Genomic DNA, 14,535 nt, shown 5'->3' on the forward strand with positions numbered 1-14,535 from the left:
CATCATCGCAAGAACGACGAATCTGCTGCGTGACCTTTAAGCAACGCATTGTGGCGAAAATGCAACGCATATGCTTGCGTTGTCAAGCCGTGCGGGAGCTCCTGTAAACCGAAACTCCCAGTTCTCTGATCTTTTTGCGCAACGTATTGCGGTTCAGTCCCAGCAGATCGGCAGCCTTGATCTGATTGCCGCGCGTGGCCGTAAGGGCGGCGAGGATCAACGGATATTCCATTTCCGTCAGAACGCGGTCGTAGAGGCCGGGCGGTGGAAGATTGTCGCCGAAGCTCGAGAAATAGGTCCGCATGTTTTCTTCGACGGCCTGTGCGATCGTCATGGTGCCAGTGCGGACCGGCCCCTTTTCGATAGGGCTGTCGGGCACGTCTGCGCGCAGTTCCGCATCGATGATCTCCTTGGTGATCACATCCTGCGGATAGAGCGCCATCAGCCGGCGGATCAGGTTCTCCAGCTCGCGGACGTTGCCCGGCCAGGGGTAGGCCTTCATGAGCTCCAGCGCCTCCTGATCGAAACGCTTGGAACCAAGGCCTTCCTTTTCGGCCTGCTGTATGAAATGGCGGACGAGATCCGGGATATCCTCGGCGCGATCACGCAACGGCGGTAGCCGCAGCGGCACGACGTTGAGGCGATAATAGAGATCTTCGCGGAAGAGGCCCTGGTTGATCGCCTGCTTCAGATCCTTGTTGGTGGCGGCGACGATGCGCACGTCGGTGCGGATCGGCGTGCGGCCGCCGACGGTCGTGTATTCGCCCTGCTGCAACACGCGCAGTAGGCGCGTCTGCGCATCCATCGGCATATCGCCGATTTCATCGAGGAACAGCGTGCCGCCCTCGGCCTGCTCGAAACGCCCCGTGGAGCGGGCCTGCGCGCCGGTGAAGGCGCCTTTCTCGTGGCCGAACAGTTCGGACTCGATCAAATCGCGCGGGATGGCAGCCATATTGATGGCAACAAAGGGGCCGTTGCGGCGCTTGCCGTAGTCGTGCAGGGCACGCGCCACCAACTCCTTGCCCGTGCCGGACTCGCCCGTGATCATCAGCGTTAGATCGGTCTGCATCAGGCGCGCGAGCACGCGATAGATTTCCTGCATCGCCGCCGAGCGGCCGACGAGCGGCATGCCGTCCTGCACGTCGTCATCGATCTTCGTCGGCTTCCGCTTGGGCTCGGCGAGAGCGCGGCCGACGATCGCGATCAGCTCTGTTAGATCGAACGGCTTCGGCAGATAATCATACGCACCTTTTTCGGATGCCTTGATCGCGGTCATGAAGGTGTTCTGCGCACTCATGACCAGAACCGGCAGATCCGGTCTCGCCTTCTTGATGCGCGGCAGCAGGTCGAATGCATTTTCGTCGGGCATGACGACGTCGGTTACAACGAGGTCGCCTTCGCCGGAGGAAACCCAACGCCAGAGTGTAGCGGCGTTGGAGGTGATGCGGACATCGTAACCCGCGCGGCTCAAGGCCTGATTGAGCACGGTACGGATGGCTGCATCGTCATCGGCGACAAGGATCGTGGCTGTCATCGAGTAGTCCCTGTAGAGTTCGGAAGTGGGGCATCTTCTGAAGTGATGCCCTTGGAGGCTGGCATCAAAACACGGAAAGTAGTGCGATGGTTCTGGCTATCGCATTCGACGATACCGCCGTGGTCGCCGATGATCTTGGCGACCAGTGCGAGGCCGAGGCCGGTTCCGTTCGTTTTCGTTGTGATGAACGGATCGAAGAGATGCGGGACGAGATCGGGCGGCACGCCGGGGCCATTGTCGATGACGCAGAATTCCAGCGGCAATGAAATCTTTTCGCGGGTGCCGGCAACCGACAACCTGATGCCGGGGCGATAGGCCGTCGTCAGCATGATCTCGCCGTCCTGACGGTCGCCGACCGCCTCGGAAGCGTTCTTCACAAGATTGAGGAAGACCTGCACAAGTTGGTCGCGGTTCGCAAAAACCGCCGGCAGTGATGGATCGTAATTCTCGGAGATCTTGATGTTGCGGGCAAAGCCGGCCTTGGCAACGGCCTTCACATGATCGAGCACCGAGTGAATGTTGACGGGCACGCGATCGACCGGCCGCTCATCGGAGAAAACTTCCATGCGGTCGACCAGCGACACGATGCGGTCGGTTTCGTCACAGATCAGGCGCGTCAGTGCCCGATCATCATCCTCGACCGATTGTTCGAGCAGCTGCGCGGCGCCGCGAATGCCAGACAGCGGGTTCTTGATCTCATGCGCCAGCATGGAGGCAAGGCCGGTCACCGAACGGGCGGCTGCCCGATGCGTCAATTGCCGGTCGATCTTGTCGGCCATGGAGCGCTCCTGGAACACCACGACGACAGAGCCGATATCGCTCGACACCGGGGCGACATAGAGGTCCACAAGCTTGTCCTGTCCCAAGCGTGGCGAGCTGAGGTCGACACGGTATTCGTTGACCGGCGCACGGCGTTCGCGCACCTGGTCAATTAGCGCCAGCAGCGGGCTACCGAAGGGAATGAAGGTCGAAATCTTGTAGCGCGAGAGATGCGAAGCACTGGCGCCGAAAAAGGCTTCAGCCTCCCAGTTGGCAAAGGCAACGAGGCCCGCCTCGTCAACCATGATGACCGGGTTCTGGATCGCATTGAGAACCGCCATGGCTACCGAATTGGCCGCGTCGCCCTCGGCTCCGGAACTTGATTTCGAAGTCATGCAGCCTCCTGGACGCATTGGGCGAGATCGGCACTGGTCTGCAGCGCGGCATGGAACGATGCGGCCACCTCGCCGCTCTCCTTCGACGTCATGATTTTCGCCTTGTCGGCACCTGACGTTGCCGGCGCGTAGCGATCGAGATACCAGGCGAGATGCTTGCGGGCATGGCGGATGCCAACGGCTTCGCCATAGAACTCCAGCATCATGCGGTAATGTTCGAGCGCGACCTCGATGATCTCCTGTCGGCCCGGTTCGCGATGACCGGCAAGAACGCCGGCATGCCATGGGCGGCCTTGGCAACCACGGCCGATCATGACAACGTCGGCGCCGGATCGCCGCAGGATTTCCTCGGCGTCTTCGATCGTTTCGACATCGCCATTGGCAACGAGCGGGATGGACACGACATCGCGTACCGCGTGGATCGCATCCCAATCGGCCCTGCCCTCATAGAATTGCATGCGCGTGCGACCGTGGATGGTGACGAGCTGAATGCCGGCCTCCTCGGCACGACGCGCGATATGAGGCGCATTGATGGAATTCTCATCCCAGCCAAGGCGCATCTTCAAGGTCACGGGAATGTTCACCGCGCCGACTGTCGCTTCGATCAAAGTCAGCGCATGATCGGGATCGCGCATCAATGCCGAACCGGAATAGCCGCCAATGACCTTCTTGGCGGGGCAGCCCATATTGATATCGATGATATCGGCGCCGTTATCTGCAGCGATCTTGGCCGCCTCGGCCATCCAATAGGCCTCCCGGCCGGCCAGCTGCACCATATGCGGCTTTAATCCGGCGCTCCTCAGGCGCGCCCACGATTCCGCCGTATCCTGTACCAGCTCGCGACTCGCCACCATTTCCGTGACGACAAGGCCCGCGCCGTAACGCAAAGCGAGCTGCCGGAAAGGCAGGTCGGTCACACCCGACATCGGCGCAAGAATGACGCGATTACGGATGGATACCGGACCGATGAAAAATGGGGCTGCGAGCTTGGAGGAAAGCAAATGATTATCTTTCGGGCACACTATACATCTGCACTATTTTTAGACACGCTTTAAAAGTTTGCCAAGAGGTTTCGAGGAGCCTCGATATTTTTTGGGCAAATGCTGGAAAGTTCTCGGTTGAGGCGATAGACCCTGCTGAAGCAGGATCCCGTTTTGGCGATCTATTTAGCATGTGCTTGTTCAAAGGAAAGCTTTACGCTTTTCAAAGCCATGCCGAAGACCGAGCCTTTCATATTTCGGGGGTTTATGACGCAAATGCATTCAACGCAACCGTTGTCGGTGGGAATTGTGATCGTTGCCGCCGGGCGCGGCGAACGGGCGGGCTCGCCCGAAGAAGGCCCGAAACAATATCGCCCGATCGGCGGCAAAGCGGTTATTGCGCATACGCTTGAAAGATTCGTGACATGGCCGCAGGCATCGAAGATCGTCGTCGTCATTCACCGAGATGACGAAAAACTACTCCGCTCCGCGCTGGGCCAAGTCGCCGAAATGCCTGAGATCGAGATCGCCTTTGGCGGCGCGACGCGCCAGCAGTCCGTGCTTGCCGGGCTAAGGCATTTGAAGGACAGCGGCGTGACGCATGTGATGATCCACGACGCCGTGCGCCCCTTCTTCGATCATGATCTGCTGGATCGCGTCACAGCGGCCCTTGCAGCTGGCGCGCCGGCCGTGCTGCCCGCCATGCCGGTCAGCGACACGCTGAAGCGTGGCAACGCGAGTGGCTTGGTGGCCGAGACAGTGCCTCGCGACGGACTTCACGCTGCGCAAACGCCGCAATCTTTCTGCTTCGCCGATATTCTTGCTGCACATGAAAAAGCGGCGGCCGACGGCAAAAGCGATTTCACCGACGATGCAGCAATCGCCGAATGGTGTAACCTGCCGGTGACGTTGGTGACCGGCAGCGCGGATAATGTGAAACTGACGATCAAGAGAGATATTGCCATGGCCGATGAAAAGCTGACCGCCGGTCTTTTGCCTGACGTGCGCACCGGCAACGGCTATGACGTCCATCAGCTGGAGCCAGGCGACGGCGTCACCCTTTGCGGCGTCTTCATCCCGCACGACCAACGGCTAAAGGGGCATTCGGATGCCGATGTGGCCCTGCACGCCCTCACGGATGCCCTGCTTGCCACATGTGGCGCCGGCGATATCGGCGATCATTTTCCACCGTCCGATCCGCAATGGAAGGGTGCACCGTCCCGGATCTTCATCGAGCACGCTGCGAAGATCGTGCGCGAACGCGGCGGTACGATCATGAATGCGGACGTCTCGCTGATTGCCGAGGCGCCGAAGGTCGGGCCGCATCGCGACGTCATGCGGGCCAAGCTTTCCGAATTTCTGGGCATCAGCATCGATCGCTGCTCGGTCAAGGCAACGACCAACGAAAAAATCGGCTTCATCGGTCGCCGCGAGGGCATTGCAGCCATCGCGACGGCAACCGTCGTCTATCGCTGAGGCAAGGCATGATGCATTTTCCCGATGAGATTATAGCGCTCGCTCAGAAGATCGTCACCGACTTCACCGCCAGGACTTGGATGATCGCCACAGCCGAATCCTGCACCGGCGGCTTGATCGCAGGCGCACTGACGGAAATTCCCGGCTCGTCCGCCGTCGTCGATCGCGGCTTCGTCACCTATACCAACATCGCGAAGATGGAGATGCTCGGCGTTCAAGAGCAGACGCTTGCGCAATTCGGCGCGGTTTCGAAGGAAACGGCGCTACAGATGGTGCATGGTGCCCTCTTCCGCTCCCGGGCCGATTTCGCCGTAGCGGTGACCGGCGTCGCCGGGCCTGGCGGCGGCTCTGCGGAAAAGCCTGTTGGGCTCGTCCACCTCGCCGCCAAGGCACGCAATGGCAAGCTCATTCATCATGAAATGCGCTATGGCGATATCGGCCGCGATCAGGTTCGGCTGGCCACCTTGAAAACGGCGCTGGAGATGCTCGTTACGCTCGGTCAGTGACCGGACGCGGCATCAGGCATAGATCTTGTTGGCACGCGTCTCGAAGGCATCCGTGAACATGCGGAAGGCCCGGTCGAACATCGACCCCATCAAGGCGCCGAGAATACGGCTCTTGAACTCGTAATCGATGAAGAAATCGATGACGCTACCGCCATTTTCCGACGGTTGGAAACGCCAGCGATTGTCGAGATATTTGAACGGGCCATCGATATATTTCACATCGATGGCGCGTTCAGCCTTGTTCAGCAGCACCTGCGTCGTGAAGGTCTCGCGGATCGCCTTGTAACCGACGGTCATATCGGCAACCAGCAGGATCTTGCCGTCACGCTCCTTGCGATTGCGGATCATGAGCGCCTCGCAAAGCGGCAGGAATTCCGGATAGCGCTCGACGTCGGCTACGAGATCGAACATCTGGTCGGGGGAATGCGGAACGGGGCGATGAGTTTCGAACTGAGGCATGAGCCGCAATTAAGCAGGACGGCCAAGAAGATCAAGAAGCTGACGCATTTCGCCGCGGGATTTCAGCTGTAAAACGGGCACGTTCGGGCCATGCTGCGCGAGGCCGGCAATAACTTTGGGCGAGAATTTCTCTTCAAATGTCCAGATGAAATGCAGAAATTCCCAGTCAACTTTCTCGATACAGCCCGGCGCCATTTCAGGGCGCGTGCGACCCATCCACTTGATCCAGCGGGAGATTGCACCCCAGACACATAGCAGACGCGGCATCCGCACCCAGATGACGAAATCGGTGCGCGGCAGGCGCACATCAAATGTCGACGGGTTGGTGCCGTCCAGGATCCATCGCTCTTCCTGAACCCTGGCGACGATGATAGCGCGTTGCTCTTCCTTATCGCGCTGCACCCAGCCGGGCAGCCACAGGACGTCGCGATCTATGGAGACATAGGCGAGGCCGAAACGAGTGGCGATCTTCTGCGATAGAGTCGATTTGCCGCCACCGGAGCAACCCATGACGAGAATGCGATTCGCCCGTCTAATAAGGGTAGCAGCCTCTTCAAGATCAACGGCATGGGAAAGCGCCTGCGGCGCGACGGTCTGCTCCACGGTCCAGCTCCATAGTCTCATCTAAAGCGCCGACACCGATCACAAACGGCGGCGCGTTCCCTAAGCCGCTCACATGACGAAGACATGACGGCACGAACAAAAACCGCGGCACAGTCGCCGCGGTTCCTTCAAAAGATAAAGCTGGATGGTTTTCGGCTTACTCTGCTGCCAGCATCAGCTTCTTGGCGCGAGCGGCGCGCAGGCGCTCGAAATCGTCGCCTGCATGATGCGAGGAGCGCGTCAGCGGGCTCGATGACACCATGAGGAAACCCTTGGTGTAAGCCACAGTCTCATAGGACTTGAACTCTTCTGGCGTGACGAAACTCATGACCTGATGATGCTTGCGCGTCGGCTGCAGATACTGGCCGATGGTCAGGAAGTCGACGTCGGCGGTGCGCAGGTCATCCATCAGCTGCAGGACTTCGTTACGCTCTTCACCGAGGCCGACCATGATGCCCGACTTGGTGAACATGGTGGGGTCCAGTTCCTTCACCCGCTGCAGCAGGCGAACCGAATGGAAGTAGCGTGCACCGGGGCGTACCGTGAGGTAATTGCCGGGCACGGTTTCCATATTGTGGTTGAAGACGTCGGGCTTGGCGGCGACGACGCGCTCCAGAGCGCCCGGCTTCTTCAGGAAGTCCGGCGTCAGGATCTCGATCGTGGTCCCCGGCGAAGCGGCGCGGATCGCCCAAATCACCTTCTCGAAATGCTCGGCACCGCCATCTTCCAGGTCGTCACGATCGACCGAGGTGATGACGACGTGGCTGAGGCCCATCTCCTTGACGGCTTTCGCCACATTTTCCGGCTCGGCCATGTCGAGCGCGTTCGGCTTGCCGGTCGCGACGTTGCAGAAGGCGCAGGCGCGCGTACAGATCTCGCCCATGATCATGAAGGTGGCGTGCTTCTTGTCCCAGCACTCACCGATATTCGGGCAGCCGGCCTCTTCACAGACCGTGACGAGCTTGTGCTCCTTCACGATCGAACGCGTTTCGGCATAGCCCTTCGAGGTCGGCGCCTTGACGCGGATCCAGTCCGGCTTGCGCAGAACTTCGGTATCCGGCCGATGCGCCTTCTCCGGGTGTCGTACGCGCTTGGCTTCCGGGTTGATCGTGTCGAGAATGGTGACCATGAAACGTCTACTTTCCGCCGCTCAAATGCGGCCCTTCATCGCCGTGCGACTTTGGCGAGGAATATCAGAATGCATGCACCGATGAAACCGGTGACGAAAAAGCCGAGCCGGCCGCCAGGTACGCCGACATGCAGGGCCACCAAGAGCCCGGCTGCGACAACCGAACCGGCAATACCGAGGATGATATTGAGAATGATCCCATAGCGCGCATCCATCAGCTTGCCAGCAAGCCATCCCGCAAGACCGCCGATGATGATCAGACCCAGCCAACCAACGCTTTCCATCAAACCCTCGTTTCAAGCGCAACTCAGGACAATTCTGCCGAACGCCGCGCTGCCTCTTACCGATAATGCGCTAGACGATCAATCTCGCCAGCAGCACCACGACGATCGCGCCGACGGTGGCATGGATGATTTCCACCACCAGCACATTTTCAATGCCGAGCGAGATCCCGAAATAGTTGAACAGGAAACCGCCCACAAAAGCGCCGATCACGCCACTCACCAGACAACTAATGAGGCCGCCCCCACCGACGATCAGGCTCGCGAGAAACCCCGCGACCAGACCGATGAGAAGAAAGACGACCCAACCTTGCGCAGCTATAGACATGTTGATTTCCCTTCCTGTTTTCCACCCTTCGGATAAAGGGCATGGCAGGAAATTATCAAGCGTTCAGCACACGGCCATAGGCGTCGAGCACCGCTTCCTTCATCGTCTCCGAAACGGTCGGATGCGGGAAGATCGTGTGCATCAGCTCTTCTTCCGTCGTCTCCAGGTTCATCGCGACGACGAAGCCCTGGATGAGTTCGGTAACCTCGGCGCCGACCATGTGCGCGCCCAGGAGCTCGCCCGTCTTCTTGTCGAAGATCACCTTGCAGAGGCCTTGATCCTCGCCCAGCGCAATCGCCTTGCCGTTGGCAACGAAGGAGAAACGGCCCACGCGGATATCCCGACCGAGCTCCTTGGCCTTGGCTTCGGTCAGGCCGACGGAGGCGACCTGCGGGTGGCAATAAGTGCAGCCCGGGACCTTGCTCTTGTCCGTCGGGTGAACGTTCGGCAGGCCGGCGATCTTCTCGATGCAGACGACGCCCTCATGCTCGGCCTTGTGCGCCAGCATCGGCGGACCGGCAACGTCGCCGATCGCGTAGATGCCCGGCACGTTGGTCTTGCCGTAACCGTCGATGACGACGCAGCCACGGTCGGTCTTCACGCCGAGCGCCTCGAGGCCGAGGTTTTCGATGTTGCCCTGAACGCCGACGGCCGAGATCATGCGGTCGGCAACGATCTGCTGAACCTTGCCGTCTTCGGTTTCGACATGGGCGGTAACGCTGTTGGCAGCCTTGTCGACCTTGATGACCTTCGCCTTGGTGAAGATCTTCAGGCCGCGCTTCTCAAGCTGCTTGCGGGCGATGCCGGAGATTTCGGCATCCTCGACCGGCATGATCGTCGGCATGACTTCGACGACGGTGACGTCGACGCCCATCGAGCGGTAGAAGCTTGCAAATTCGATGCCGATGGCGCCCGAGCCCATGACCAGCAGCGACTTCGGCAGAAAGTCCGGCTTCAGCGCCTCGAAATAGGTCCAGATCAGCTTGCCGTCCGGCTCGATGCCGGGCAGAGCGCGCGGACGTGCGCCAGTCGCGACGATGATGTGCTTGGCAGTATAGGTGCCCTCGCCCTTGACGTTCTTCGGCACCGGATGCTGCGGCTCGACGACCGGCTTGGTCGACTTGCTGACGACGATCTCGCCGGGCTGAGCGCCGGTCGAAGCCTTGGTAATCTTGGCTTCGCCCCAGATGACGTCGACCTTGTTCTTCTTCATCAGGAAGCCGACGCCGGTGTTGAGGCGGGCGGAAACGCCGCGCGAGCGGGCGACGACCGCCTTCACATCAGCACTTACCTTGCCTTCGAGAACAAGGCCGTAATCCTTGAGATGGTTGGAATGATCGAGGATCTCAGCAGAACGGAGCAGCGCCTTTGTGGGGATGCACCCCCAGTTGAGGCAGATGCCGCCCAGGTGCTCGCGCTCGACGATCGCGGTCTTCAGGCCAAGCTGGCCGGCGCGCACGGCGGCGACATAACCGCCGGGACCGGAGCCGATGATAATGACGTCGTAATTCTCAGCCATATGTTTCCTGCCTTATTGGTGGCGGCGGATCGAAGCCGGCGCCTTAACTGTATCAGAGACCGAGCATCATCCGCACGATCGGCTCGAGGCCGCGACCGAGCGCCCGGGTGTTTTCCGCATCGAGATGGACGCCGTCGAGCGGCGTGGTAACGGCGACCGTGTTGGCATCGAAGAAGCCGCAGCCCAATTCGTCGGCCAGATCGCTATAGAGCGTCGGCAGCTTGCTCGATTCCTTGACTGCGCCGAGATAGCTCGCCGCGAAAGCGGCATTGGCGGTCTCGGAGATCGCCGGCGGGGCGACGATGAGGATATCCGGCCCCTCGTAGTCGAACCCCCAGGCGTGGTTGCGCACAAGCTGAACCAGCCGGCTGATGCCCTGCAGAGCAGCGAATGCCGAGCCGGCAACAACCGGCTTCATGTCATTCGTGCCGAGCAGGATGATCACGAGATCGAGGGGATTGTGGCTCTGCAGGATCGTCGGCAAAATCCTCGCGCCGTTGCGATCGCAGTCGGCGAGATGATCGTCGAAAGCGGTCGTGCGGCCGTTCAATCCTTCCGGGATCACGCGTACCTGGTGGCCGAGCGCCTTTTGCAGCACGCTCGGCCACCGATCTTCATAGACATGACGGCCGACCGTCTCGGCGCTGTAGCCCCATGTCAGCGAGTCGCCGTAACACAGAACAGTCTTGGTCATTCATGCCCTCCGTATTGCCAAGGCTCAGACGAGCATCCCCATCGGATTTTCGATGTAGCCCTTGAAGGCTGCCAGAAGCTCGGCGCCGAGCGCACCGTCGACAGCGCGATGGTCGGTCGACAGAGTGACGGTCATCACGTTGGCAATCACCATTTCGCCCTTCTTGACGATGACACGCTGTTCGCCGGCGCCGACGGCCAGAATGGTCGCATGCGGCGGATTGACGACGGCGGCGAAGTTCTTGACGCCCATCATGCCCATGTTCGACACGGCAGTCGTACCGCCCTGATACTCCTCGGGCTTCAGCTTGCGCTCCTTGGCGCGCTTGCCGTAGTCCTTCATCTCGTTGGAGATGGTGGAGAGCGTCTTCTGCTCGGCGCTGCGGATGATCGGCGTGATCAGGCCGCCCGGAATGGAGACGGCAACGCCGACATCGGCATGCTTGTGCTTGACCATGTTGCTGTCGGTCCAGGAGACGTTGGCATCCGGAACATCGCGCAGTGCCAGCGCCAGGGCCTTGATGACCATGTCGTTGACAGAGAGCTTGTAGGCCGGAACGCCGTCCTTCGACTTCGGCGCGGAATCGTTGAGCTGCGTGCGGAGCGCCAGCAGTGCATCGAGTTCGCAATCGACCGAGACGTAGAAGTGCGGGATCGTCTGCTTGGATTCCTGCAGGCGCTTGGCGATCGTCTTGCGCATGCCGTCATGCGGCACGAGCTCGTAAGAACCCTGCTCGAACAGCTTGAGGACGGCATCGTCGGACATGCCCTTCGGTGCGGCCGGAGCAGCAGCGGCGGCGGGCTGAGCAGCCGGTGCTGCTGCCGGAGCAGCCTTGGCGCCGCCGCCGGAAACAGCAGCTTCAACGTCCTTCTTGATGACGCGGCCATGCGGGCCCGTGCCGGAAACAGCCGTCACATCGATGCCGGCTTCCTTGGCCAGACGGCGTGCGAGCGGCGACGCGAAAGTGCGATGACCGTCGCTTGCAGCAGGAGCCGAGGCGGGTGCGGCAGGAGCCGAAACGCTTGCCGGAGCAGGCGCCGCAGCGGGAGCGGCCGCAGGGGCCGCTTCTGCCTTCGGTGCTTCCTTGGCAGCCGGAGCAGCAGCGGCACCAGCGCCGGAGGCTGCAGCAGCGACATCTTCACCGTCGGCGGCGATCACGGCGATCAGGGCATTGACCTTCACACCTTCGGTGCCGGCTGGAACGACGATCTTGGCGACGGTGCCTTCATCGACAGCCTCGACTTCCATCGTTGCCTTGTCAGTCTCGATCTCGGCGATCACGTCGCCGGACTTGATCTTGTCGCCTTCCTTGACGAGCCACTTGGCGAGGTTACCCTCTTCCATGGTCGGCGAGAGGGCAGGCATAGTGATGTTGATAGGCATCGATGAGCCCTCCCCTTACTTGTAGCAAACGGCCTTCACCGCATCGACCACTTCAGCGACGCTCGGGAGCGCCAGCTTTTCGAGGTTGGCGGCGTATGGCATGGGTACGTCCTTGCCAGCGATCGTCAGGATCGGCGCATCGAGATAGTCGAAGGCCTGCTGCATGACGCGTGTGGCAATTTCCGTGCCGACGGAGGACTGCGGATAGCCTTCCTCGACGGTGACCAGGCGACCGGTCTTCTTGACCGATTCGATGATCGTCGGAAGATCCATCGGACGGATGGTGCGCAGGTCGATGAGTTCGACATCGATGCCCTGGGCTTCCAGCTCGGCGACGGCCTTCGTGGCATAGGTCATGCCGATGCCGAAGGAGACGACCGTGACGTCCTTGCCCGGACGGTGGATGCGGGCCTTGCCGATCGGCAGAACGAAGTTATCCAGCTTCGGCACGTCGAAGTGCTGACCATAGAGAATTTCATTCTCAAGGAAGATGACCGGGTTCGGATCGCGGATCGCAGCCTTGAGCAGACCCTTGGCGTCGGCTGCCGTGTAGGGCATGACGACCTTGAGGCCCGGAATATGGCTGTACCAGGATGCGTAGTCCTGGCTGTGCTGGGCGCCGACGCGCGCTGCCGCACCGTTCGGACCGCGGAAGACGATCGGAGCGCCCATCTGGCCACCGGACATGTAGAGCGTCTTGGCGGCGGAGTTGATGATCTGGTCGATCGCCTGCATGGCGAAGTTGAAGGTCATGAACTCGACGATCGGGCGAAGGCCGGCCATCGCAGCGCCGACGCCGATACCGGCAAAACCATGCTCGGTGATCGGGGTGTCGATGACGCGGCGAGCGCCGAATTCCTGCAGCAGGCCCTGGGTAACCTTGTAGGCGCCCTGGTACTCGGCCACTTCTTCACCCATGACGAAAACGTCCGGGTTGGCGCGCATTTCTTCGGCCATCGCGTCGCGCAGCGCTTCACGCACCGTCATCGACACCATTTCGGTGCCGGCCGGAATTTCCGGATCGGCGGCAGCGGCGACCTTCGGCTGGGCCGGAACCGGCGCAGCTGCCGGAGCCGGAGCGGCGGCGGGAGCTTCGGTCTTTACCGGCTCAGCGGCAGGAGCTGCCTTCGTCGACGAAATCGCATCAGCCGATTCACCGTCCTGCAGCAGGATGGCGATCTTGGCGTTGACTTTGACGCCTTCGGTGCCGGCGTCGACCAGCAGCTTGCCGATGATGCCTTCGTCGACGGCTTCCACTTCCATGGTAGCCTTGTCGGTTTCGATTTCGGCAATGACGTCACCGGAAACGACCTTGTCGCCTTCCTTCTTGAGCCATTTCGAAAGTGTACCCTCTTCCATCGTCGGAGAAAGGGCGGGCATGAGAATGTCGATGGGCATAGTGTCCCTCCCCGATTTAGAGCAGAATGTCGGTGTAGAGCTCGGATGCATCCGGCTCCGGATCGTTCTGGGCGAAATCGGCGCTGTCTGCGACGATGTCACGGACGTCCTTGTCGATATCCTTCAGATCGTCCTCGGTCGCCCAGCCCTTTTCGAGAAGGCGAGCGCGAACCTGCTCGATCGGGTCATGCTCGGAGCGCATCTTCTGCACTTCGTCCTTGGAGCGATACTTCGCCGGATCGGACATCGAGTGACCGCGATAACGGTAGGTCAGCATTTCTAGGATGATCGGGCCCTTACCGGAGCGGCAATGCGCAACGGCTTCGTCAGCCGCAGCCTTGACCGCGCGAACGTCCATGCCGTCGACCTGGATGCCGGGAATGCCGAAGGAAGCACCGCGCTTGGAGAAATCGGCCTGTGCCGTTGCGCGGGCGGTCGAGGTGCCCATGGCGTAGCGGTTGTTTTCGATGACGAAAATCACCGGCAGCTTCCAGAGCTGCGCCATGTTGAAGCTTTCGTAGACCTGGCCCTGGTTGGCAGCGCCATCACCAAAATAGGCGACGCTGACATTGTCATTGCCGCGATACCAGTTGGCAAAGCCGAGACCGGTGCCGAGCGAGACCTGGGCACCGACGATGCCGTGGCCGCCGTAGAAATTCTTTTCCTTGGAGAACATGTGCATGGAGCCGCCCTTCCCTCGGGAATAGCCGCCCTGGCGCCCAGTCAACTCGGCCATGACGCCACGTGCGCTCATGCCGGTTGCCAGCATATGGCCGTGATCACGATAGCCGGTGATGACCTGGTCGCCATCCTTCAAAGCCATCTGCATGCCGACGACGACAGCTTCCTGACCGATGTAAAGATGACAGAAGCCGCCGATGAAGCCCATGCCGTAAAGCTGGCCGGCCTTCTCCTCGAAGCGGCGGATCAAGAGCATCTCACGATAAGCGTTGAGCTCCGCATCACGATCGAAATCTGCGATCGGACCGCCATTGGTTTCCTTGGCGGATCTTGATGCTGTTTTACGGCTGGAAACGGACGCGTTTTTTCGCGGCGCCATTCAACCCTCCCTGTGTGAGTAGCCTCGTTTC

At 60.6% G+C, this 14,535-nt stretch carries 15 protein-coding genes; 2 read left to right on the forward strand and 13 right to left on the reverse strand.

The features are described 5' to 3' along the window. Positions 1-82 precede the first annotated feature (82 nt). Genes ntrC through dusB form a run of 3 tightly spaced genes read right to left on the reverse strand, consistent with a single transcriptional unit; the run spans position 83 to position 3,710 of the window. Positions 83-1,534: a nitrogen regulation protein NR(I) gene (gene ntrC, locus GGD46_RS23350; protein ID WP_184708442.1), complete on the reverse strand. Its 1,452-nt coding sequence runs from the start codon at positions 1,532-1,534 to the stop codon at positions 83-85. Next, positions 1,531-2,688: a two-component system sensor histidine kinase NtrB gene (locus GGD46_RS23355; protein ID WP_184708444.1), complete on the reverse strand. Its 1,158-nt coding sequence runs from the start codon at positions 2,686-2,688 to the stop codon at positions 1,531-1,533. Before GGD46_RS23355 ends, ntrC begins: the two co-directional genes overlap by 4 nt. Further along, a complete protein-coding gene (dusB, locus tag GGD46_RS23360; RefSeq protein WP_184708446.1) occupies positions 2,685-3,710 on the reverse strand; it encodes a tRNA dihydrouridine synthase DusB in 1,026 nt (341 codons plus the stop codon). The genes GGD46_RS23355 and dusB overlap by 4 nt, the downstream gene beginning before the upstream one ends. A gap of 225 nt (positions 3,711-3,935) precedes the next feature. On the opposite strand from dusB, the gene GGD46_RS23365 reads away from it, so the two are divergent. Both GGD46_RS23365 and GGD46_RS23370 read left to right on the forward strand, forming a co-directional pair. Beyond that, positions 3,936-5,144: a bifunctional 2-C-methyl-D-erythritol 4-phosphate cytidylyltransferase/2-C-methyl-D-erythritol 2,4-cyclodiphosphate synthase gene (locus GGD46_RS23365; protein ID WP_184708448.1), complete on the forward strand. Its 1,209-nt coding sequence runs from the start codon at positions 3,936-3,938 to the stop codon at positions 5,142-5,144. Positions 5,145-5,152: 8 nt separating this feature from the next. Continuing rightward, positions 5,153-5,650, forward strand: coding sequence for a CinA family protein (locus tag GGD46_RS23370; protein WP_184708450.1), 498 nt, complete (start codon positions 5,153-5,155; stop codon positions 5,648-5,650). A gap of 12 nt (positions 5,651-5,662) precedes the next feature. On the opposite strand, the gene GGD46_RS23375 is transcribed toward GGD46_RS23370, so the two are convergent. The 10 genes from GGD46_RS23375 to pdhA all read right to left on the reverse strand — a co-directional run bounded on the left by GGD46_RS23375 (position 5,663) and on the right by pdhA (position 14,504). Next, the gene (locus GGD46_RS23375; RefSeq protein WP_184708452.1) at positions 5,663-6,109 is read right to left on the reverse strand and encodes a type II toxin-antitoxin system RatA family toxin; all 447 of its coding nucleotides are present in this window, start codon (positions 6,107-6,109) and stop codon (positions 5,663-5,665) included. Positions 6,110-6,118: 9 nt separating this feature from the next. Beyond that, positions 6,119-6,712, reverse strand: a complete 594-nt coding sequence (locus tag GGD46_RS23380) for an AAA family ATPase (protein WP_184708454.1) — start codon at positions 6,710-6,712, stop codon at positions 6,119-6,121. A 157-nt stretch (positions 6,713-6,869) separates the two neighbouring features. Beyond that, complete coding sequence (lipA, locus tag GGD46_RS23385; RefSeq protein WP_184708456.1) at positions 6,870-7,841, reverse strand: lipoyl synthase; 972 nt, start codon at positions 7,839-7,841, stop codon at positions 6,870-6,872. 35 nt (positions 7,842-7,876) lie between these two features. Beyond that, on the reverse strand, positions 7,877-8,125 hold the full coding sequence (locus tag GGD46_RS23390; protein ID WP_184708458.1) for a GlsB/YeaQ/YmgE family stress response membrane protein: 249 nt from the start codon (positions 8,123-8,125) through the stop codon (positions 7,877-7,879). Positions 8,126-8,195: 70 nt separating this feature from the next. Beyond that, positions 8,196-8,450, reverse strand: a complete 255-nt coding sequence (locus GGD46_RS23395) for a GlsB/YeaQ/YmgE family stress response membrane protein (RefSeq protein ID WP_184708460.1) — start codon at positions 8,448-8,450, stop codon at positions 8,196-8,198. 55 nt (positions 8,451-8,505) lie between these two features. Beyond that, complete coding sequence (gene lpdA, locus GGD46_RS23400; RefSeq protein ID WP_184708462.1) at positions 8,506-9,969, reverse strand: dihydrolipoyl dehydrogenase; 1,464 nt, start codon at positions 9,967-9,969, stop codon at positions 8,506-8,508. Between the two features lie 52 nt (positions 9,970-10,021). After that, positions 10,022-10,663 carry an SGNH/GDSL hydrolase family protein gene (locus GGD46_RS23405; RefSeq protein WP_184708464.1) on the reverse strand — a complete coding sequence of 214 codons (642 nt, stop codon included), beginning with the start codon at positions 10,661-10,663 and terminating at the stop codon, positions 10,022-10,024. A 24-nt stretch (positions 10,664-10,687) separates the two neighbouring features. Beyond that, positions 10,688-12,046: a pyruvate dehydrogenase complex dihydrolipoamide acetyltransferase gene (locus tag GGD46_RS23410; RefSeq protein ID WP_184708466.1), complete on the reverse strand. Its 1,359-nt coding sequence runs from the start codon at positions 12,044-12,046 to the stop codon at positions 10,688-10,690. 15 nt (positions 12,047-12,061) lie between these two features. Next, complete coding sequence (locus GGD46_RS23415) at positions 12,062-13,444, reverse strand: pyruvate dehydrogenase complex E1 component subunit beta (RefSeq protein WP_184708468.1); 1,383 nt, start codon at positions 13,442-13,444, stop codon at positions 12,062-12,064. A gap of 16 nt (positions 13,445-13,460) precedes the next feature. Further along, positions 13,461-14,504: a pyruvate dehydrogenase (acetyl-transferring) E1 component subunit alpha gene (pdhA, locus tag GGD46_RS23420; RefSeq protein ID WP_184708469.1), complete on the reverse strand. Its 1,044-nt coding sequence runs from the start codon at positions 14,502-14,504 to the stop codon at positions 13,461-13,463. Positions 14,505-14,535 lie beyond the last annotated feature (31 nt).

Origin of the sequence: Martinezella lusitana (assembly GCF_014207095.1) — a bacterium.
Classification (GTDB): domain Bacteria; phylum Pseudomonadota; class Alphaproteobacteria; order Rhizobiales; family Rhizobiaceae; genus Rhizobium; species Rhizobium lusitanum_B.